This window comes from Mesorhizobium sp. AR02, from assembly GCF_024746835.1.
In the GTDB taxonomy this organism is placed as follows: Bacteria; Pseudomonadota; Alphaproteobacteria; order Rhizobiales; family Rhizobiaceae; genus Mesorhizobium.
Window position 1 is genome coordinate 5560256 of the sequence record NZ_CP080531.1, and the last position, 20393, is coordinate 5580648.

Here is a 20393-nt window from a genome sequence, read left to right on the forward strand (position 1 = left end):
CGAACAGAATCCACGAGGTGGCCGGATCAGTTCGGCCACCTCTTTCTCTTGAGCAGCGGCAGCCAATGTCCTTTCGCGAACGCCTCCAGTCCTGGCGCTACAATCTCGTGCCCGACCATCTCGTCGGCGAGATCCTGACCAAACGCTGGACCGACAACGCCATTCCATTCCTGGCGCTGGTGGTGACATTGGCGACCTTCGGTTCGATCATTCCGGGCTTCTTCAAGCTGACCTCGCTGCAGGAATCGACCCGCCAGCTCGGCGAATTCTCCATGGTCGTCACCGGCATGACGGTGGTGATGCTGGGCGGCGGCATCGATCTCTCGGTCGGCTCGATCTTCGCGCTATCCTGCTTCTCCGCGGTCTATGTCTTCTTCATCCTCGAACAGTCGATCTGGCTGGCGCTGGCCGCTTCGCTTGCCACCGGCCTCGTCTTCGGCGCCATCAACGGCTACCTCGTCGGCTATCTCAGGCTGCGCGCCTTTCTCACCACGCTGGTCACCTTCATCTTCGGACGGGCGCTGTTCGATATCCTCGTCACCACCTATGCCGCCGACGTGCAGCTCTCGACCGCCACCTCGGATGTGCTCGATTTCATCGGCGACAGCACCTTCTGGGGCCTGTCGGTTTCGGTCTGGCTGGCGATCATTCTCGCCATCGTCACCCATATCGCGCTGACGCGCTCACGGCCCGGCTGGCATGTGCTGGCGGTCGGCGGCTCCCGGCGCTCGGCGCACAATGCCGGCATCCGCGTACGCCGCACCGTGTTCATGACCTATGTCTTCTCCGGCTTTTGCGCCTCGATCGGCGGCTTCCTCATCGCTTGCCGGCTGAGTGGGGCAGGGCCGGGCACCGGCCTCAACCTCGAAATCATGGCGCTGACGGCGGCGGTCGTCGGCGGGGTCAGCCTCGGTGGCGGGCGCGGCTCGGTGATCAAGGGGCTGATGGGCGCCATCATCGTCTTGACCATGACCAATGGGCTGATCCGGCTGGGCTATGGCACCGGCACCAACCAGATGGTGCTCGGCATCATGCTGGCGGTGGCGGTGACGATCGACATCCGCTGGCTGAAGAACCGCCACAAGGTGCTGAACGAAGTCTATGTCGCGCCGGTCTATCTCAAAATGGGCGAGACACAGTCGGCGGTGCCAGGTTCCGGCACGCCTTACGAACTCGACAACCGGCTGTCGGCGGCGGACCATATCGGGCTTGGCGAGTTGGAGGGGCCTGAGGATGTCATCCTCGACCGCGATGACCATCTCTATTGCGGCACCCGCCATGGCGAGATCGTCCGCTTCTTTGCGCCTGATTACGTCAAGTCGGAAGTGTTCGCCCATATTGGCGGCTTTCCGTTGGGCCTGGCCTTCGACAAGACAGGCAATCTGATCAGCTGCGTCGGCGCCATGGGGCTCTATTCCGTCTCGCCGGAGCGCGAGGTGAAACGGCTGTCGGCCGAGACGTCGCGCTCGTGGACGTCGATCGTCGACGATGCGCGGCTGCGCGACCCCAACGATTGCGATATAGCGCCGGACGGGCGCATCTATTTCACGGATTCGACCAAGCGTTATGACGCGCATGACTGGGCGCTGGACTCGATCGAGAACCGCGCCACTGGCCGGCTGCTGGTCTACGACCCCAGGGACGGGTCGACGAAGACGCTGCTCGATGGCTACCGCTACACCAACGGTGTGTGCATGGCGCATGACGGCAAATCGCTGTTCTTCGCCGAGAGCTGGGCCTGCCGCGTGCATCGCTACTGGCTGGAGGGACCGAAGGCCGGCACCGCCGAATGCGTCATCCGCGACATGCCGGGCTATCCCGACAACATCAACCGGGCATCCGACGGCAATTACTGGATGGCATGGCTCGGCATGCGCACGCCGAGCTTCGACCTGTCGCTGCGCCATCCCGACATGCGCAAGCGCATGACGCGCCGGCTGCCGCAGGACGAATGGCTGTTCCCCAACATCAACACCGGCGGCGTGGTGAAATTTACGGAGAAGGGCGGCATCGTCGAGGCGATGGGCGACCTCACGGGCGGGGCGCATCCGATGGTCACCTCGATGCGCGAGCACAAGGGTTTTCTCTTCGTCGGCGGCATCCTCAACAACCGCATCGGCCGCTACAAGATCGCTGGTGCCGACCCGAACTGGACCAGCCCGGCTTCCTATTGGGGAGCAAAGCCATGATCCTCGATCCGATCCTGGACATGTTTCGCGGCAAGGCGGTGACAATCCCGCCGCTCGACGGCGCTTTTCGGCCGAATACTCGGCTGGATGAGGCGCCGGCTTTCGCTATGCTGACCGAGCCGGACAATTTGCTGGCCTCCAGTGACGGGCTACTCACCTCCAGCGGCAACGCCGTGTACGCGATCCAAGCTGGTGCCGAGGTTGTCGAGACCTTTCCGTCCCCGATCACGGCGCTGGCGTTGTCGCCATCGGGCGAACTCACGGTGGGGCTCGAAAGCGGCAAGCTGCTGATATCAGGCAAGGAGGTTTCGCTGCCGGCTGGTGTCAGTTGCATCACCGCGCTTGCCTATGCCGAAGACGGCACGTTGTGGCTGGCCAACGGGTCTGCCGAGCATGCGCCGTCGCAATGGGCTGCCGATCTGATGAAGAAGGGCGCGTCCGGTTCGCTTTGGAAGCGGGGCGCGGCCGGCGGCGAGTTCCGCAAAATGGCTGGCGAGATCGCTTTTCCCTATGGGCTCCATCCCGTCGGTAGGGATGTGCTGGTCAGCGAAAGCTGGCGCCATCAGCTCATCCGCTTCGATGGTGCTACCGGCAACCGCTCGACTGTGTTGACGCATCTGCCCGGCTACCCCGCACGGCTGGCGCCGTCTGCCGATTGTGGCGCCTGGCTGACCTTGTTCGCGCCGCGCAACCGGCTGATCGAATTTGTGCTGCAGGAGACGCACTACCGGCAGGACATGATCGACCAGATGCCGCCAGCCTACTGGATCGCGCCGGCGCTGGCTTCCAACCGCAGTTTCCTCGAGCCGCTGCAATGCGGCGGTATCAGAACCATGGGCATCCACAAGCCATGGTCGCCAAGCCGCTCCTATGGGCTGGTGGTCAGGCTCGACGCAAAAATGCAGCCGCAATTCAGCCTGCACAGCCGCGCCAACGGCACGCGCCACGGCATCTGCAGCGTGGCGGAAAAGGATGGCCGGCTGTTCATCGCCTCCAGGGGCGGCGACTGCATCCTTTCCGTCACCACGGGAGGTTTCTGATGGAGCCGATCGTTCGCCTGGAAAACGTCACCAAGAATTATCGCGGCGTGCCCGCCGTGAAGAATGTCAGCTTCGACTTGCGCAAGGGCGAAATCCACGCGCTGCTCGGCGAGAATGGCGCCGGCAAATCGACGCTGACCAAGATCATCGCCGGTGTCGTCGATGCCACCTCGGGCAAGATGTTCCACAAGGGCCGCGAGATCGCCTACGCCTCGCCGCATGCGGCTCTTGAAGCCGGCATCGCCATGGTGTTCCAGGAAACCAGCCTGGTGCCGTCGATGACGGTGGCGCAGAACCTTTATCTCGGTACTGAAAAATTCCTCAACCGACTGCGCGGCACGTATATTTCAGCACAGCAGTTCCTGCAGTCGCTGAATTTCCCGGTCGATCCGAACGCGATGGTGGCGACGCTGGGCGCGGCCAAGCGGCAGATGGTGGAGATCGCGCGCGCGGTCCACCACAATGCCGAGATCATCATTTTCGACGAGCCGACGGCGACGCTGACGCCGGAGGAAAAGCGCCACTTCTTCGCGCTGATCCGCCGGCTGAAGGCGAGCGGCGTCTCGATCGTCTTCATCAGCCATGCGCTGGAAGAGGCGCTTGCCATTGCCGACCGCATCACCATTTTGCGTGATGGCGAACTGGTGATCACCGACGACACATCGGCCTTCGACCGCGACAAGATCGTCGCGGCCATGGTCGGCCGGACGTTGTCGGGACAGATCTACCGCCAGCGCGACGAAGCCAGGCTGCGCAAGGCGGGCAAGAAGGTGCTGTCGGTGCAGGACATCTCGATGAGCAATGTCGTGCGCAACAACTCCTTCTCGATCTTCGAAGGCCAGATTACCGGCGTGTTCGGGCTGATCGGCTCCGGTCGCACCGAGACCTTCAAGATCGTGTCCGGCATCTACAAGCGCGACTTTTTGCGCGGTGGTGCGATCGAGCTCGACGACAAGCCGGTACGCTATCTCGTGCCGAGCGAAGCGGTGGCCGACGGCATCGTCTACGTCACCGAGGACCGCAAGAGCGAAGGTATTTTCGAGACGATGGGCATCGCCGAGAACCTGTTTGGCGGGCTGCTGGCGGCAGGCCGCGAGAAGGCCTGGGTGATCAACCAGCAAGAGATGCGCACGCTCTCGGCCGAGTGGACGAAGACGCTGAACATCAAGGCGATCAACGACAATGCGCGCGTTGTCGAGCTCTCCGGCGGCAACCAGCAGAAGGTGGTGATCGGCAAGGGCCTGGTGCAGCAGCCGCGCATCGTCATCTTCGACGAGCCGACGCGCGGCGTCGATGTCGGGGCCATCGCCGAGATCCACCAGATCATCAACCGGCTGGCCGATGAGGGGTTGGCCGTCGTCGTCATCTCGTCCTACCTGCCGGAGATCATGAACCTGTCGGACCGGATTCTCGTCTGCCGGCAAGGGCGTATCGTGGAAGAATTCTCACCAGCGGAGGCGACGGAGGAAAAGATCATGTACGCGGCGGTGCATTAAGGGTGCTGGCTGGTGGGTACTTCGACAATTGGCCAGGACGTCCGTCCCTTCGTCATCCACGGGCGGAGCAAGGAGCGTAGCGACGCAGCGCAGACCCGAGGATCCATGCCGGGACTCGGATGCGCCGCCACGGTGCAGAATTCTGCTCCGCTGCACACTTCGATAGGCGTCGCGGCATGCATCCTAGGGTCTCCGCGACGGCGCTTCGCGCCTGCTCCGCCCTAGGATAACGAAGGTGAGGGGGCTCCGCAAACCTCCACGGTTCTGCTCCAATCCGCATCAAAAACTGAATCAGAAGAGCCGATTAGCCATCTTTGTTCGAGACCTGATTCAATGACCTGATCCACCGATCCAACAAAGGAAGAACACCATGGCCACCACAAGACTCCTCGGTGATGCCGAGGTCGAAAAAATCCCGGCGGTGAAGGCCGTGTTCGACGATATCAGGGCGACGCGTAAATCCGATTTCGTCAACAATTTCTGGCGCGGGCTGGCCAATGATCCGGCTTCATTGAAGCGGGTGTGGGAGCAGCTCAAGGTGGTGATGGTGGCGGACAGCGCCATCGATCCGCTGACCAAGGAGATGATCTACATCGCGGTGTCGACCGCCAATGGCTGCTCCTACTGCGTCCATTCGCACACGGCGGCGGCGCGGGCAAAGGGCATGACCGACGCGCAGCATGGCGAGCTGGTGTCGATCATCGGGCTCGCCGGCCAGACCAACCATCTGGTGACGGCGATGCAGATTCCGGTCGATCCGCAATTCGAGGTGAAGTGAGCCCGACTTCCCGCTGCGCCGTCACAAGATTGTGAGGACAGTCTATCTATAGCCGCACGGCGGCAAGCGTCTGAAATCTATTCCGTTTCCCGCGCTGCGGTGATCGCCGCCGGCTACCCTTCGCCGGCCTCTGCCCGCAATTGCACGGTTTATCCCAGCGGCTGTTAAGGAAGTGACATGGAACGGCACTAAGGAAGCCCCATGCGATGCCGCTCGCCGGGGGGCTGGGCTCGCATGGTGGAGCCGGCATGAAAATCGTTCAGATCACAGACACCCATTTCAGCCCGACCAAGCCGCACTTCAACGGCAATTGGGCGCCGCTGGCCGCCTGGATCGAGCAGAGCGGCGCGGATCTTGTCATCCACACCGGCGACCTCAGCGTCGACGGCGCCGACAGGGACGACGACATCGCCTTCTGCATGGAGCTGATGCGGGAAGTCTCCGTGCCGATGCTGCTGGTGCCCGGCAATCACGATGTCGGCCATCTCCCGGGTTCGCTGCAGCCGGTCAATGCCGGACGCCTCGCGCGCTGGCGCCGGCTGGTCGGCCCGGATTACTGGATAGAGGACTCGGGAAGCTGGCGCCTCATCGGGCTCGACAGCCTGCTGATGGGGTTTGACGATGCCGAGGACGAGGCGCAGTTCGAATGGCTGCGGACCATGCTGGAAAGTCGCGGCGGCCGGCGCGTCGCGCTCTTTGCCCACAAGCCGCTGTTTGTCGATCAGCCAGGCGAGGGCGATACCGGCTACTGGAGCGTCAGGCCGGCGCAGCGCCAGCGCCTCTACGACCTGATCGCCGCCCACGATGTCGCGCTGTTTGCAAGCGGCCACCTGCACCGGGCATGGCAAGGCAAGTACGAAAATACGTCGCTGGTATGGGGGCCGTCGGCGGCGTTCGTGGTCGGCGACATGGAGCGCGAGATGCCGGGCGAGCGGCTGCTTGGCGCCGTCATCCACCAATTCGGGCATCAATTCGGCGACACGGTCGCCAGCGAGATCGTCGCCATTCCCGGCATGACGGCTTACGTCCTCGATGATGTGGTGGCCGAGGTCTATCCGCACGAGGCGCACAAGGTTCGAAAGCGGGTCGCGTCATGAGCGCGCTGTCGCTTCGCGGCCTGAAGAAATCCTTCGGCGGCAACGCCATTTTGAATGGCGTGAGCCTCGATGTCGAAGCCGGCGAATTCATCGCCCTCGTCGGTCCTTCCGGGTGCGGCAAGAGCACCTTGCTGCGCATCCTGGCGGGGCTCGACCATGCCGATAGCGGCGACATCTTCGTCGGCGGCAAGGACATGTCGCCGGTTGCCGCGGCCGACCGCAACATCGCCATGGTGTTCCAGTCCTACGCGCTCTACCCGCATTTGACGGCTGGCCAGAACATCGCCGTGCCGCTCGCCATGAAGCGGCTGAGCCGGTCACAGCGGCTGCCGCTTGTCGGCTCGCTGCTGCCTGGACGGAGGGAAATCCGCACCGGCATCGCGCGCGATGTCCGCGAGATGGCGGGTTTGCTCAAGATCGACCATCTGCTCGACCGCAAGCCGGGACAGATGTCGGGCGGCCAGCGCCAGCGCGTGGCGCTCGCGCGCGCCATGGTGCGCCATCCCAGCATCTTCCTGATGGATGAGCCGCTCTCCAATCTCGATGCCAATCTGCGCGTCCATGCGCGCAGCGAGATCGTCGAACTGCACCGCCGCGCCGGCGTGCCGACGCTCTATGTGACGCACGACCAGGCCGAGGCGCTTTCGATGGCCGACCGGGTGGCGGTGATGATCGGCGGCAATCTGCTGCAGCTCGCCGCACCCGAGGTGATCTACAACGATCCCGCCCATATCGAGGTCGCGCGTTTCGTCGGCCAGCCGAGGATCAACATCATCCCAGCGCAGGCCGAGAATGGCCGCGTCGGCTTCGAGGGCATCCGGCTGGCGCTGCTGGAGAAGGTGCCGAACGGCCCGGTCAGCCTCGGCATCCGGCCGGAATTCGTCAAACTGTCTCCGAGCGGGCGCAGCGGCCTTGCCGGGCGGATCGAGCGGCTCGAATTCCTCGGCTCGGAAGTCATCGCCCATTGCCGTCTCGACGCCTCCGGCGACAGCGTCATCGCCAAGCTGGCGCCGCAGGAGGCGAGGGACCTGATCGCCGGAATGCCGGTGGGCGTGCTTCTGGCCCCTGAACAGGCGATGGTCTTCGGGCCGGAGGGAAAGCGGCTGCGCATCGCGGCGGGCGCGCGGCAGGAGCCAGCCTATGTCTAGCGTCGCGGTGGCGGGCAATGTCCCGAGCGCCGCAGCACTTCGTGCGCGCAGCGAGGACCGGACCGCCTGGCTGCTGGCGGCGCCGGCGATCGTGCTGTTGCTGCTGTTCGTGCTGTTGCCAGTGGCTGCGGTCATCTTCCTCGGCTTCACCGATTTCGAGCTCGGCTACGGCAAGTTCCGCTTCGTCGGCTTCGAGAACTATGCGCATCTCCTGAACGACCGCACCTTCCGCCGATCGCTGTGGAACACATCGGTCTACACCGCGATCGTCGCGCCGGTCTCGATCGTTCTTGGCCTGGGGGTTGCGCTGCTGATCGAAGGCGAGGGACGGGCGCGCGGTTTTTTCCGCACCGTCTATTTCCTGCCCGTCGCCTCGCTGATCGTCGCCATGGCAACCGTCTGGCAATACATCTTCCACCCGACGATCGGGCCGCTCAACGCGCTGCTTTCGCTGGCCGGCATTCCCGGCCCGAACTGGCTCGGCGCGTCGAACACCGTGCTTTACAGCCTGTCGATCATCGGCATCTGGCAGTCGGTCGGCTTTAACATGGTGCTGTTCCTGGCGGGGCTGACGGCGATCCCGCGCGAGCTCTATGCCGCCGCTCACGTCGACGGCGCGAAATCGGCGCTCGACCGGTTTTTCCTGGTCACCTGGCCGATGCTCGGACCGACGACACTGTTCGTCGTCACCATCAGCATTACCAATGCGGTGAAGGTTTTCGAGACGGTGAAGATGCTGACCGATGGCGGCCCCAACAAGGCCTCCGAAGTGCTGCTTTTCACCATCTACCAGGAAGGTTTCGTCTATCTGCGCGTCGGCTACGCCTCGGCAATGACGGTCGTCTTCCTGGCGATCCTGGTCGTGCTGATGCTTGTGCAGTACCGCGTGCTCGACCGGCGGGTGCACTACACATGACGAGCACCGCCATCCCCTTCGGCCGCATCATCCGCTTCGCGCTGCTTTCGCTCGGCGCGCTGATGATCCTTGCGCCCTACATTTTCATGATCTCGACAGCAGGCAAGACGCAGAGCGACATCTTCACCTCGTCGCTGTCGCTCATCCCGCAGCATTTCTACTTCGCCGAGAATTTCGCCAAGGCGTTTGCCAAGGTGCCGATGGCAACGCTGCTGTGGAACGGCGTCGTCGTCTGCGGACTGATCTTCTTCTTCCAGGTCGTGGTCGCCATCCCTTGCGCCTACGCGATGGCCAAGCTGAAGTTCCGCGCCGCGCGGCTGATGATGGTGCTGGTCATGCTCGGCCTGCTGGTGCCGATCCATGCGACGGCGCTGCCGCTTTATGTCGCCTTCGACAGGATGTCGCTGCTCAACAGCTACACCTCGCTGGTCGCGCCTTTCACCATATCGGTGTTCGCGATCTTCATGTTCCTGCAGTTCTTCCGCACCATGCCCGACGACCTTCTGCACGCGGCACGGCTCGACGGCATGTCCGAACTCGGCATCATCGCCCGCGTCATCGTGCCCAATGCGTGGCCGGCCGTCACCGCCTTCGCGATCTTTTCCGTCGTTGCGCACTGGAACGACCTCTACTGGCCGCTGATCGTCGTCAGCAAGCAGGCCTACGCCACGCCGCCGCTCGGCCTGATGTATTTCCGGGCCGCCGAAGCCGGCGACGACTACGGCGCCCTGATGGCCGCCACGCTGATCATCACCCTTCCTCTCGTCGCGGCCTTCCTGCTCGCGCAGAAGCGCTTCGTCGAGGGCATCACCATGACCGGTCTCAAAGGCTGACCGGACCAACAAGGAGCACGAGCAATGAAGCATTTCTCCAGGATTTTTGCCGCAGCAGTGGTGTCGCTGGCGGCGGCCCTTCCGGCCTATGCCGAGACGACGCTGACGGTCCACTATCCGATGCCCGGTTTCTTCAAGAACGTGATGGACACGATCTCGAAGAAGTTCATGGAGGAGAATCCCGACATCAAGATCCAGTTCGCCAGCCCGTCGGCGACCTATGAAGAAGGCATCCAGACCATTCTTCGCCAGGCCGGCACCGACGAGATGCCCGACATCACCTTCATCGGCCTCAACCGCCTGCGCATGCTCAACGAGCGTGACGTTGCCGTCGATCTCGGCCCGCTGGTCAAGAAGGAAGGCAACATGGCGGAGCTCGGCTTCTCCGACACGATCCTGAAGCTGGCGCAGGTCAACGGCAAGCAGGTTGGCCTCGCCTTCGCCACGTCCAACCCGATCATGTATTACAATGCCGACCTGGTGAAGGCGGCCGGTGGCGATCCGGACAACCCGCCCAAGACCTGGGACGAGGTCATTGCGCTTGGCGGCAAGATCAAGGCTCTCGGCAACGGCGTCGACGGCATCGACTTCCGCTGGCAGGGCGACGACTGGATGTTCTCGGCGCTGCTGTTCGGCGCCGGCGGCAAGATGCTGAACGAGGACGAAAGCAAGGTCGCCTTCAACGGGCCGGAAGGCGAGAAGGCGGTTGAGATCCTGGCGCGGATGGTGAAGGAGGGCGGCATGCCGGTCTTCACCAAGCCGGCGGGCGAGCAGGCTTTCGCGGCCGGCAAGGTCGGCTTCGAATTCCAGACCACAGGTGCGCTGGTCAACACCATCAAGAATGTCGGCGACAAGTTCACGCTGCGCACTGCCAAGATCCCGCTGATCGATCCGGTCAACGGCCATCTGCCGACCGGTGGCAATGCCGTGGTCATCCTGACCAAGGACACGGCCAAGCAGGAAGCCGCCTGGAAGTTCGCGAAATTCGCCGCCGGCCCCTATGGTGCCTCCGTCGTCGTGCCGGGCACCGGCTATGTCCCCAACAACGAGCTGGCGGCGAAATCTCCCGACTATCTGGGCGATTTCTACAAGAAGAACCCGCTGTTCCAGGCCGGGCTCAGCCAGATGCCGCTGATGGTTCCGTGGTATGCTTTCCCGGGCACCAACGGTGTCAAGGTGACGCAGACGATCGTCGACAATTTGTCGCGCATCGTCGACCAGTCGGCCTCGCCCAAGGAAGCGCTCACTGATGCGGCAAGCGACGTCGAAGGCATGCTGCCGACGCAGTAAGGACGTCTCGTTGCGGGTTTTCCCTTCTCCCCTTGTGGGAGAAGGTGTCGCCGAAGGCGACGGATGAGGGGTGTTCCAGGGAACACCAACGCCTCATTCCGCTGGAACACCCCTCAACCGTCTCGTCGCTGCGCGCCGATCCACCTTCTCCCACAAGGGGAGAAGGGAAGAGAGCGCTAAACCGGCCGGTAGACTCGCTCCGCCGTGTTCCAGAAGATGTCGGCTTCCGCCGCGGCGCCGTGTTTCGCCACCGCATCGCGGTGCGCCTTGATCAGTTTGGCGTGGCTGGTCCAGAGCTTCTCGATCGGGAAATTCGAGCCGAACATCAGATGGTCCGCGCCCAGGATATCGATCGCATTGTCGACGATATAGGCGATCAGCGCCGGATCGTTGCGGTGGACGAAGGTGCCGAGACCGGACAGCTTGGCGTAAAAATTCGGCGCCGCTGACAGCGTGCGCAGCCCGGCCTTCCAGGCTTCGGCGGTTTCCGGCTCCATGCCGGTCAGCATGCCGGCATGGGTGAGGATGAAATTGGTCTCAGGGTTTTCGCCGACCAGTGTCAGTCCGTCCTTCATCTGGGCAGGGAAGAGCTGCAGGTCGAAGGACAGGCCGTAGTCCTTCAGCCTCGCCACGTTGGCGCGCACCTTGGGGTCGATCACCTGGTCGGCCGAGGCGGCGAAGCGGAAGGCCGGCGTCTCGTGCCAGTGCAACTGCATGCGCACGCCGCGCAGCAGCCTGTATTTCATCAGCCGGTCGATCTGCGGCCTGACATCGTCGACCGTCATGTCGGCATAACCGACGATGGCGTGCGGCCAACCGGTTTCGTCAGCCGTCTTCTGCAGGAAGGCGACCTCCTTCTCGAAAGCCTCCTTCGCCCAGTTGGTCTGGACATAGACGGCCTTTTCGACGCCCGAGTCCTTCTGGTCTTCGAGGAATTCCCCGATCGGGTAGTCGCGGCGGATCGGCTCGTAGGGGCCGAAGATGCGCGGCACCATCGGCCCGACCAGCCAGGGCTGGTCCTGTTGGCGCCAGATGTGGAAATGCGCGTCGATGGCTTTCTGCATCACGATACCCTTTTCCAGATTGTCGATGCCGGCAGGGCGGGGCGGGCGAGCGACAGGATGAAATCGGTCAGGCTTTTCACCGACGAGCCATCGATGAGATCGTCGAGGTCAGGCAGGATGGCGCGGAGTGCCGCGGTGGCCGGCTGGAAGCGCGGGTCACCGGCCAAAGGTGTGGCCAGCGACAGCCGGAAGGCGCGGGCACTCAGCCGGCGCATCGCCGTCTCCAGTTCGGCATGATCACCGCGCTCCAAAGCATCCGAGAGGATGACGACCGCCGCACCGCGCGCGAAGGACGAAAAGCGCGGCACCGAGAGGAAGGCGAGCAGCGTCGGTCCCATGCGGGTTCCGCCGTCCCAGTCGTCGACCTGGGCGGCGGCGCGCGCCAATGCCTGGTCGCGGTCGCGGATGCGCAGGGCCGCGGTGATGCGGGTCAGCCGCGTGCCGAAGGTGAAGATCTCGGCGCGGTCGGCACCCTGTACGGCGGCATGCGCCAGCTTGAGATAATCCGCCGTGTGCAGTTTCATCGAGCCGGAGACGTCGATCAAGAGCAGCAGTTTGCGCGGCACGGTCTGGCGCCGGCGCAGCAGCGGCGAGGGGACATCGCCATCGGCGCTGACGATTTCGCGCAGCGAGCGGCGCAGGTCGAGCTTGCCGCGCGAATGGGTGCGCACGGTGCGGAAGGAGCGGCGGGCGGGCAGGGCCGAGGCGAGCTTGCGGCGGAAGGCGGTCAGCCTGTCGTCGTCGCGCTGGAAATCGCGGGTGCTCAATTGCTCCAGGGCCGAGGACAGTTCGCCGCCTTCCTGGCTGTGCTCGGCTTCCATCCGTCGGTCGTCGGCGCCGCCATCGTCCTTGATGCGGGTTTCCTCATCGGCGTCGCCTTCGATCACGGCTGATGTGTTGCCATAGAAATGGCTCTGGAAATGCGCTTCGAATTCGTCGCGGCGGTCGGGGGGCGGTGCGAGCGTGGCAAGGGCGGCCTCGCGGACGTCGGCCATCGAGCGTGGTCCGAGCAGTGTCACCGCCTGCATGAAGCCGGAAATCTGCTCGGGTGCTACGGCGAAGCCGTAGCGGCGCAAAAGGCGGCCGAAGCCGAGGAAGGGTTGGGCGGTGCGGGGTAAGCTCTCCTCGCCCCGTTTACGGGGGTCCGAAGGACGGGTCGAGACAGGCGGCTCGACCCCTGATGCCGGCAGGCAGGTGAGGGGCGGCGCCACCTTCTGCCCACCATGGCGCTGCCCCTCATCCGCCCCTTCGGGGCACCTTCTCCCCGTGAACGGGGAGAAGGGATTGTCGAAGTCCCGCGTCACACCAGCGCCTCCTCGACGATGCGGCCGAGTTCCAATGCGATGTAGGACAAATCCTCCTCGTCCTTGATCAGCACGCCAATGGCGCGGCGGAAGGCTTCCGGCCACGGGCTGCCGCCTTTTTCGAGGATGGTGGCGGCATTGGCCCATTCGACCGCCTCGGCGATGCCGGGCGGCTTGGCCAGCGGCCGGGCGCGGATGGCCTGCACGGCTGACGCCACCGCGCGCGCGGTGGCCTGCGCCACGTCGCCGGCACGCAGCATGATGATGGCGGCCTCGCGCTCGGCATCGGGATAGCCGATCCAGTGGTAGACGCAGCGCCGCCGCAGCGCTTCGGCGAGTTCGCGGGTGCGGTTCGAGGTCAGGATGACGATCGGCTGCGCGGCGGCGCGGATCGTGCCGCGCTCAGGAATGCTGATCTGGAAATCGGACAGGAATTCCAGCAGCAGCGCCTCGAATTCATGGTCGGAACGGTCGATCTCGTCGACCAGCAGCACGCGCTGCTCTGGCGCCTTCAGCACCTGCAGCAGCGGCCGCGCGATCAGGAAGCGGTCGTCATAGATGTCGATCTCATGCTCGCCGGCATGGCGGATGGCGAGCAGCTGGCGCTGGTAGTTCCATTCGTAGAGCGCATGCGCGGCATCGATGCCCTCATAGCATTGCAGCCGCACCAGATCGCGGCCGAGCAGTTCGGCGATCGCCTTCGCCGCTTCCGTCTTGCCAACGCCCGGCGCCCCTTCGAGCAGCAGCGGCTTGCCGAGCCGTATGGCCAGGAAGATGGCGGTCGCCAGGCTGTCATCGGCCAGATAGCGCGAGGCGGCGAGATGCTCCGCCACCGCCTCCGGCGAGGTCGCGACAGTCTCTGCATTCACTCCAGACATCTCGTCTCTCAATTCGCCGCTTGCGCCTTGAGCGCGCGCAAAATGCGCTCCGGCGTGATCGGCAGCGTGTCGATGCGCACGCCAACGGCGTCGAAGACGGCGTTGGCAACCGCCGGGATCTGCGGGTTGGCGCACATTTCGCCGGGTCCCTTGGCGCCGTAAGGGCCGTCGGCCGATGGCCGTTCCAGCACGATGATCTCGGTCTCGGCGAGATCGCCCGGACCCGGCATCAGATACTGGTTGAAGTCGGTGCCGCCATGGTCGCGGTTGGGATAGTAGGGCTCGGTGGTCTCGTAGAGCGCGTGGCTGATGCCCATCCAGGAGCCGCCGACCAGCTGCTGCTCGACCATTTTGGGGTTCAGCGCACGGCCGATCTCGAAGACGTTCTTCACGTTAAGCACGGTGACCTCGCCGGTCTCGTCGTCGACCTCGACCTCGACCACGGTGCAGGCGTGCGCATAGCAAGTGGACGGCTTCATCGCACCGGTTTCTTTCTCCGGATAGGTGCGCGGGATCAGGAACATGCCGCGGCCTGAGATCGAGCGACCGCGCTTGAAATGCGCCGACAGCGCGACATCGAAGATCGAGATCGACTTTTGCGGCGCGCCCTTGACCAGGATGTTGCCCTGGCCGTCGGTCTCGAGGTCGGAGGCGTTCACTTCCAGTTCCTCGGCCGCCACTTCCAGCATCACCTGGCGGGCTTCCTTGGCCGCCTGGATGACGGCGTTGCCGGCGCGGTGGGTGCCGCGCGAGGCAAACGTGCCCATGCAGTGCGGACCTGTGTCGGTGTCGGCGGTGTCGACGACGACACGGTCGGTCGGCACGCCGATCGTCTCGGCGCAGATCTGCGCCATGATCTGCTTCATGCCCTGGCCGAGATCGACCGAGGACAGCGTCACCATGAAATTGCCGGTCGGTGTCGAATGCACCAGCGCTTGCGTCGGGTCGCCGCCGAGATTCATGCCGGTGGGATAGTTGATGGCGGCAACGCCGCGTCCACGCCTGATCGCCATTTCAAGCTCCGTTCTTGTAGGAAGACATCACCATGTATTTCTCCGCCACCGGCCAGTTGGCGGCGCGCGAGGCTTCCTGCATGCACTCGATCAGGGCTGCCCCTTCGGTCGGCTGCCGATGCGCCTTCATGTCGCCATCGCGATAGGCGTTGATGAAGCGAAATTCGAGCGGGTCCATGCCGATCAGCCGCGCCAGCTTGTCCATCTGCACCTCCAGTGCGAAATCGCCGATGGTGACGCCGAAGCCGCGCATGGCCGACGACGGCGTGCGGTTGGTGTAGACGCAGTAGGTGTCGATCCAGACATTGGGGATGGTGTAGGGGCCGGGATAGTGCCCGGCGCCCTTCTGCGCGCCATAGGGCGAGTGGCGCGAATAGGCGCCGGCATCGGTGTAGCCCGTGACTTTGCGCGCGACTATGCGGCCGTCCTTCATCACGCCGTCCTTGATGACGACCTTTTCGGCCGCGCGGGGTGACGAGATCTGCATCTCTTCTTCGCGGCTGTAGATGAAGGACACCGGGCGGCCGGTGAGCTTGGCGCCGAGGATGGCGATCGGTTCGACGATGACGTCGACCTTGCCGCCAAAGCCGCCGCCGACGGTGCCGCCGACGAAATGCAGCTTGCTGCCCGGCATCTGCAGGATGATCGAGGCGTTGTCGAGGGTGAAGAACATCGCCTGCGTGTTGGTGTAGCAGGTGAAGCGGTCATTGCCCTCGGGCACCACCACGCAGCCGGTGGTTTCGGTCGGCGCATGCTCGATCGGCGAGGACTGGTAGCTCTGCTCCAGTATGTGGTCAGCGCTGGCAAAGCCCGCCTCGACATCGCCAAAGCGCACCTTGCGGCATTCGCCGCTGTCATAGAGGTAATAGTTCTGGCCGTGATATTCATTGACCAGCGGCGCGCCGGGCTTCAGCGCTTCCTCCATGTCGAAGACGGCCGGCAGCACCTCGTAGTCGACCTTGACCTTGGCGGCGGCCTCTTGCGCGGCGCGTTCGGTCTCGGCCAGCACCGCCACCACGGCCTCGCCCTTCCAGCGCACCTTGCCGTCGGCCAGCACCGTCTCGTCCTCCGGCCCGATCTGGATCAGGATCAGGATGGTGTAGACATTGTGCGGCACGTCATTGGCGGTCAGTATTTTGACCACCCCCGGATGCTTCTCCGCTTCCGAGGTGTCGATCGAGCGAATGCGGGCATGGTGGTGCGGGCTGCGCACCATCTTCAGGTGCAGCATGCCGGGAAAGTTGCGGTCGGCGAAAAAAGCTGTCTTGCCGGTGACATGGCCGGGCGAATCCGAGCGGGGCCGGGGCTGGCCGATCTCGTGCAGATCGTCCTTGCGGACATCGGCGAAGTAGTTTTTCCGCAATTCCATGGTGCTTCCCCTCAGGCCGCGTTCTGCGAATTGGCACGGGCGGCAGTGAGCACCGCTTGGATGATCGGCTCGTAGCCGGTGCAACGGCAGATGTTGCCCGACAGCGCCTCGACCACCTCGTCGCGGCTGGGGTTGGGCGTGTGGTCGAGCAGCACCTTGGCGGCCATGATCATGCCCGGCGTGCAGAAGCCGCATTGCGTGGCGAAGGTGTCGAGAAAGGCGCGCTGCAAGGGATGCAGGACGCCACTTTCCGACAGTCCCGACGTCGTGGTGATGGTCGCGCCATTGCAGGTTTCAGCCAGCGTCAGGCAGGACAGCCTCAGCTCGCCGTCGATGATGACTGAACAAGCGCCGCAAGTGCCTTGGTGGCAGCCGCCTTTCGGCGACGTGTCGCCGATCTTGTCGCGCAAGGCGTTGAGCAGCGTCGTGCCGCTGTCGATGAATTCGGCTTTTTCGGAGCCGTTGAGCGTGAACTGAACCGGGACCTTCGCCATGTTTCCTCCTTGCGCGCCTGTCCGACGGATCGGACAGGCGCGCGCCCCCCAAGGGGCAATTAACTCAGCAGCAGCCGGCCGAGATGGACCGGCAGGACTTCAGCGCGGTACCAGGCGCTGGCGATCGGATCGGTGATCGCTGCGGTGCCTTCGGTGGCGGCGGCCAGCGCTGCCGCGATGCCGTTCTGGTCAAGCGACTTTCCCTTGAGCGCCTTTTCCGCCGCCTTGGCACGCAGCGGCCGGTCCGCCATGCAGCCAAGCGCGATCCGCGCCGAAGAGACGGTGCCGTCGGCAGCCTGTTCCAGAACCGCGGCGATGCTCAGCACCGAGACGCCCTTGGGCTTGACCCGCGACACTTTCAGGAAGCGGAAGCCGTCAGTCCTTGGAAGCGTGAAGCTGACCGAGGCGACGATGGCACGGCTGTCGTCCCTCCCGGAGAGAAATGTCTCGATGGGCAATTCGCCATCATCGGTGCTGATCGTGGCATCGAGCGCCAGCAGTGCCACGGCGAAGTCGCCATAGGGCGCCGGCGCAAACAGATTGCCGCCAACGGTCGCCATGTTGCGAATAGCCGGGCCGCCGACAGCGCGCGCGGCCTTTGCGAGCGTGCCGAGGTCGGGATGACGGGCGATCGCCGCCATGGTCACCGAAGCGCCGATGCGGACCTTGCCGCCGGAGACCGCGATAGCCGACAGGGCCGGATCCGTCGACCTGATCAGGCTGGAGACCGAAATATCGCCTTCATTGGCCGCGCGGACCACGAGTGTACCCCCACCGAAATAGCGGGTGCCCTGGGCCTTCAGCGCCGCGTTGGCGTCCTCCACCGTTGCAAAGGTCTGCAGTGCCAGTGCCATGGCCCGCTCCTTCAGCTCTGGCCGGTAAAATGGCTCTTCAGGGCATTGAAGCCGCCCTGGAAGACGTTGGCGCCCATGCCGGCGGCGATCTTGTCGGCTTCTTCAGGTGCCGCATCGAAGCTGGCGGTCCATTCGGCATAGGTGCGGTCGCCATCGGTGACGCGGCGCAATTGCAGCGTTGCCTTGTGGTTGGTGAGCGGCTGCGGCGTCTCCAGGATGGAGTAGCTGACGAGGAAGTTCTCATCGGAGAAGTCGAGCAGCTTTTCACGGATGCGCGCGCCGCTGGCGAGCTCGAAATTGCGCACGCAGCCGATCGTGCCGGCATCCTTGCCGTCCTCGATATGGCTTTCGACCATGCGTGGATGCCAGCCCGGCAGGCCGTTGAAGTCGCGTATGCGCGCCCAGACCTTTTCGACCGGCGCGTCGATGACGCTGGAGATGGTGACTTTGGCCATAGGACGTTCCCTTGCGAATGCGACAGCCGGGCAAGGGTAGGGCGCCGGTCACGGCGACGCTTATCAAAGCGTCTTGTGCGCGTATCAAGGAGTCTGAAAAAGCGGGCTCAGCAGGCCGGCTCAGGCATTCGCCCGGGCGGCCTCGCGGTAAAGCGTCGGCGGCACGCCGACATGGTCGCGGAAGAAGCGCGAGAAATTGCCTTGCGTGGTGAAGCCGAGATTGCAGGCGACCGAGATCAGCGGCTCCTGCGACCATTGCAGCTGCCGCACGGCTTCCTCCATGCGCAGCGTGTTCCAGTAGACGTTGGGCGTCAGATTGGTCTGTTCCTTGAATAGCGCAAAGAAATGCGGCCGCGACAGGCCAACGCTGCGCGCCACGTCGTCGAAGGAGATGCGCTCGCAGACATTGGCCTTCATCAGCTGGATTGCCTTGCGGACGCGGAAATCCTGCATGGTGTTGATGCGGGTGCGCGCCTCATGTGGCGCCGAGGCATCGGCGGCATCGAGCACCGAGTCGATGAAGCGCTCGATCTCGTAATTGGCGATATCGTCGATGCTTTCATTGTCGGTCAGATGGTCGAGCAGGCTGGCGGCGGCCTGGTGCAGCCAGGGCTCCAGCGTGATCGCCGCCTGCGAAAATAGCGGCGCGGAGGAGGGCAGGTCACGGCGGCGCCGCGCCCAGTCGGGATCGATGTAGAAGGCTAGGAACAGACCGGGCGTTCCGTTCTGCGACAGGACATGGCTGTGCGGCTGGAAGGAATTGATGCCGGCGGCGGTGCATGGTCCAAGCCGGACCGTTTCGCGGCCGATGGTCATCTCGCCGGCGGTGCCTTCGAGCCAGATGATCAGATGTGCCTCGACATGGGCATGGGTGACGAAGTCGCTTGCGACATTCAGGACAGAAACATGTCCGAACCGGCCCCAGTAGAGCCTGATCGCGTCCGTCATGGGTATATCCTCCCGCAGACGACTGGCCTCCCTTCGCCTGCATCGAGGATTGTGCGGCCGGTTTCCGGTCTCCGTCAAGGCATCGGCTGTTGGCCGGTACTGATGGCGGGCCGCTTCAGCCGATTTTCAGACTGAGCGATAGGAACCGGAACGAATAGCGCTCCGACGCAAACCCCGTCAGTCGCTGCGCCTGAAATTGCGGATGCGGTCGAACAGCACCGCCATCAGGATGGCGCCGCCGATGAAGGTGCCTTGCCAGAAGGCGTTGATGCCAAGCAGGCCAAGGCTGTTGCGGATCACCTCGATGAGGGCCGCGCCGACGATGGCGCCGAAGGCGGTGCCGACGCCGCCGGCCAGGTTGGCGCCGCCGATGACGGTGGCGGCGATGACCTGGAGTTCCATGCCGGTGCCGAGATTGGTGGTGACGGCGCCGAGCCAGCCGGTCTGGATGATGCCGGCAATGCCCGCCGACAGCGCCGAGATCATGTAGACGGCGACCTTGATCTGGCGCACCGGCACGCCGGTCAGCGTTGCCGCGTGCTCGTTGCCGCCAATGGCGAAGATGTGCCGGCCGAACTTGGTCCAGCGCAGGATGAAGCCGGTGATCAGCGCCAAAAGGATCATGTAGAGCACCGGATTGGCGATGCCGAACACCCAGGCGCCGCCGCCGAGCGCCAGCAGCTTGTTGTGGTCCGGCCCGAACTGGAAGACGACCGTGTTGTTGGAGGCGACCATGGCCAGGCTGCGGGCAATCGACAGCATGCCGAGCGTCACCACGAAGGGCGGGAAACCGAGATAGGCGATCAAAATGCCGTTGAAGGCACCGATGGCGAGCGCGGTGGCGATCGAGGCCAGGATGCCAATTTCGATCGAGTAGCCGGCATGCATGGTGACGGCCAGCACCATCGACGACAGGCACAGCACCGAGCCGACCGACAGGTCGATGCCGCCGGTGATGATGACGAAGGTCATGCCGAGCGCGATGATGGCGACGAAGGTGATGTTGCGGGTGATGTTGTAGAGGTTCTTCGAGGTGGCGAAGGCGTCGGTGGCAAACGACAGGAAGATGCAGGCGAGGATGACGGCGATCACCACCCAGAAGGTCTGGCTGGAGAACATCCGCGACAGGAAAGTGTGCTGCTTCTGCGCGATCGTCTGGTCAAGGGTGACTGCCATTATCGACCTTTCCTGCCGGCGGCGATGCGTGCCGGCGTGGTGAAATCCGGG

At 64.2% G+C, this 20393-nt stretch carries 19 protein-coding genes; 9 read left to right on the forward strand and 10 right to left on the reverse strand.

Going from position 1 to position 20393, the window contains the following annotated elements; genetic code table 11:
• The first annotated feature begins 65 nt into the window (after positions 1–65).
• The 9 genes from DBIPINDM_RS31150 to DBIPINDM_RS31190 all read left to right on the forward strand — a co-directional run bounded on the left by DBIPINDM_RS31150 (position 66) and on the right by DBIPINDM_RS31190 (position 10787).
• Complete coding sequence (locus DBIPINDM_RS31150; RefSeq protein ID WP_258582797.1) at positions 66–2189, forward strand: ABC transporter permease; 2124 nt, start codon at positions 66–68, stop codon at positions 2187–2189.
• A complete protein-coding gene (locus DBIPINDM_RS31155; protein WP_258582798.1) occupies positions 2186–3229 on the forward strand; it encodes a hypothetical protein in 1044 nt (347 codons plus the stop codon). The genes DBIPINDM_RS31150 and DBIPINDM_RS31155 overlap by 4 nt, the downstream gene beginning before the upstream one ends.
• Positions 3229–4725, forward strand: a complete 1497-nt coding sequence (locus tag DBIPINDM_RS31160) for a sugar ABC transporter ATP-binding protein (protein WP_258582799.1) — start codon at positions 3229–3231, stop codon at positions 4723–4725. Before DBIPINDM_RS31155 ends, DBIPINDM_RS31160 begins: the two co-directional genes overlap by 1 nt.
• Before the next feature lie 370 nt (positions 4726–5095).
• Positions 5096–5503: a carboxymuconolactone decarboxylase family protein gene (locus tag DBIPINDM_RS31165; RefSeq protein WP_258582800.1), complete on the forward strand. Its 408-nt coding sequence runs from the start codon at positions 5096–5098 to the stop codon at positions 5501–5503.
• A 248-nt stretch (positions 5504–5751) separates the two neighbouring features.
• Positions 5752–6600, forward strand: a complete 849-nt coding sequence (locus DBIPINDM_RS31170) for a metallophosphoesterase family protein (protein WP_258582801.1) — start codon at positions 5752–5754, stop codon at positions 6598–6600.
• On the forward strand, positions 6597–7748 hold the full coding sequence (locus DBIPINDM_RS31175) for an ABC transporter ATP-binding protein (protein WP_258582802.1): 1152 nt from the start codon (positions 6597–6599) through the stop codon (positions 7746–7748). Before DBIPINDM_RS31170 ends, DBIPINDM_RS31175 begins: the two co-directional genes overlap by 4 nt.
• Positions 7741–8664: a carbohydrate ABC transporter permease gene (locus DBIPINDM_RS31180; RefSeq protein ID WP_258582803.1), complete on the forward strand. Its 924-nt coding sequence runs from the start codon at positions 7741–7743 to the stop codon at positions 8662–8664. The genes DBIPINDM_RS31175 and DBIPINDM_RS31180 overlap by 8 nt, the downstream gene beginning before the upstream one ends.
• Positions 8661–9497 (forward strand): carbohydrate ABC transporter permease, encoded by an 837-nt coding sequence (locus DBIPINDM_RS31185; protein WP_258582804.1) that lies wholly within the window; start codon positions 8661–8663, stop codon positions 9495–9497. The genes DBIPINDM_RS31180 and DBIPINDM_RS31185 overlap by 4 nt, the downstream gene beginning before the upstream one ends.
• A 24-nt stretch (positions 9498–9521) precedes the next feature.
• Complete coding sequence (locus DBIPINDM_RS31190; protein ID WP_258582805.1) at positions 9522–10787, forward strand: ABC transporter substrate-binding protein; 1266 nt, start codon at positions 9522–9524, stop codon at positions 10785–10787.
• Between the two features lie 176 nt (positions 10788–10963).
• Here DBIPINDM_RS31190 and DBIPINDM_RS31195 read toward each other — a convergent pair whose 3' ends face one another.
• From DBIPINDM_RS31195 to DBIPINDM_RS31240, 10 genes are all read right to left on the reverse strand, one after another.
• Entirely contained in the window at positions 10964–11851 is an 888-nt protein-coding gene (locus tag DBIPINDM_RS31195; protein WP_258582806.1) for an amidohydrolase family protein, read from the reverse strand.
• Positions 11851–13155: a vWA domain-containing protein gene (locus tag DBIPINDM_RS31200; RefSeq protein WP_258582807.1), complete on the reverse strand. Its 1305-nt coding sequence runs from the start codon at positions 13153–13155 to the stop codon at positions 11851–11853. Before DBIPINDM_RS31200 ends, DBIPINDM_RS31195 begins: the two co-directional genes overlap by 1 nt.
• Positions 13152–14033 carry an AAA family ATPase gene (locus DBIPINDM_RS31205; RefSeq protein ID WP_258582808.1) on the reverse strand — a complete coding sequence of 294 codons (882 nt, stop codon included), beginning with the start codon at positions 14031–14033 and terminating at the stop codon, positions 13152–13154. Before DBIPINDM_RS31205 ends, DBIPINDM_RS31200 begins: the two co-directional genes overlap by 4 nt.
• A gap of 8 nt (positions 14034–14041) precedes the next feature.
• Positions 14042–15046, reverse strand: a complete 1005-nt coding sequence (locus DBIPINDM_RS31210; RefSeq protein WP_258582809.1) for a xanthine dehydrogenase family protein molybdopterin-binding subunit — start codon at positions 15044–15046, stop codon at positions 14042–14044.
• Between the two features lies 1 nt (position 15047).
• Complete coding sequence (locus DBIPINDM_RS31215) at positions 15048–16415, reverse strand: xanthine dehydrogenase family protein molybdopterin-binding subunit (RefSeq protein ID WP_258582810.1); 1368 nt, start codon at positions 16413–16415, stop codon at positions 15048–15050.
• An 11-nt stretch (positions 16416–16426) separates the two neighbouring features.
• Positions 16427–16909, reverse strand: coding sequence for a (2Fe-2S)-binding protein (locus DBIPINDM_RS31220; protein ID WP_258582811.1), 483 nt, complete (start codon positions 16907–16909; stop codon positions 16427–16429).
• A gap of 59 nt (positions 16910–16968) precedes the next feature.
• Entirely contained in the window at positions 16969–17763 is a 795-nt protein-coding gene (locus DBIPINDM_RS31225; protein ID WP_258582812.1) for an FAD binding domain-containing protein, read from the reverse strand.
• Positions 17764–17774: 11 nt separating this feature from the next.
• Positions 17775–18218 carry an SRPBCC family protein gene (locus DBIPINDM_RS31230; protein WP_258582813.1) on the reverse strand — a complete coding sequence of 148 codons (444 nt, stop codon included), beginning with the start codon at positions 18216–18218 and terminating at the stop codon, positions 17775–17777.
• Positions 18219–18338: 120 nt separating this feature from the next.
• Entirely contained in the window at positions 18339–19166 is an 828-nt protein-coding gene (locus DBIPINDM_RS31235) for a helix-turn-helix domain-containing protein (protein WP_258582814.1), read from the reverse strand.
• A gap of 177 nt (positions 19167–19343) precedes the next feature.
• Positions 19344–20342, reverse strand: coding sequence for an ABC transporter permease (locus tag DBIPINDM_RS31240; protein WP_258582815.1), 999 nt, complete (start codon positions 20340–20342; stop codon positions 19344–19346).
• Positions 20343–20393 lie beyond the last annotated feature (51 nt).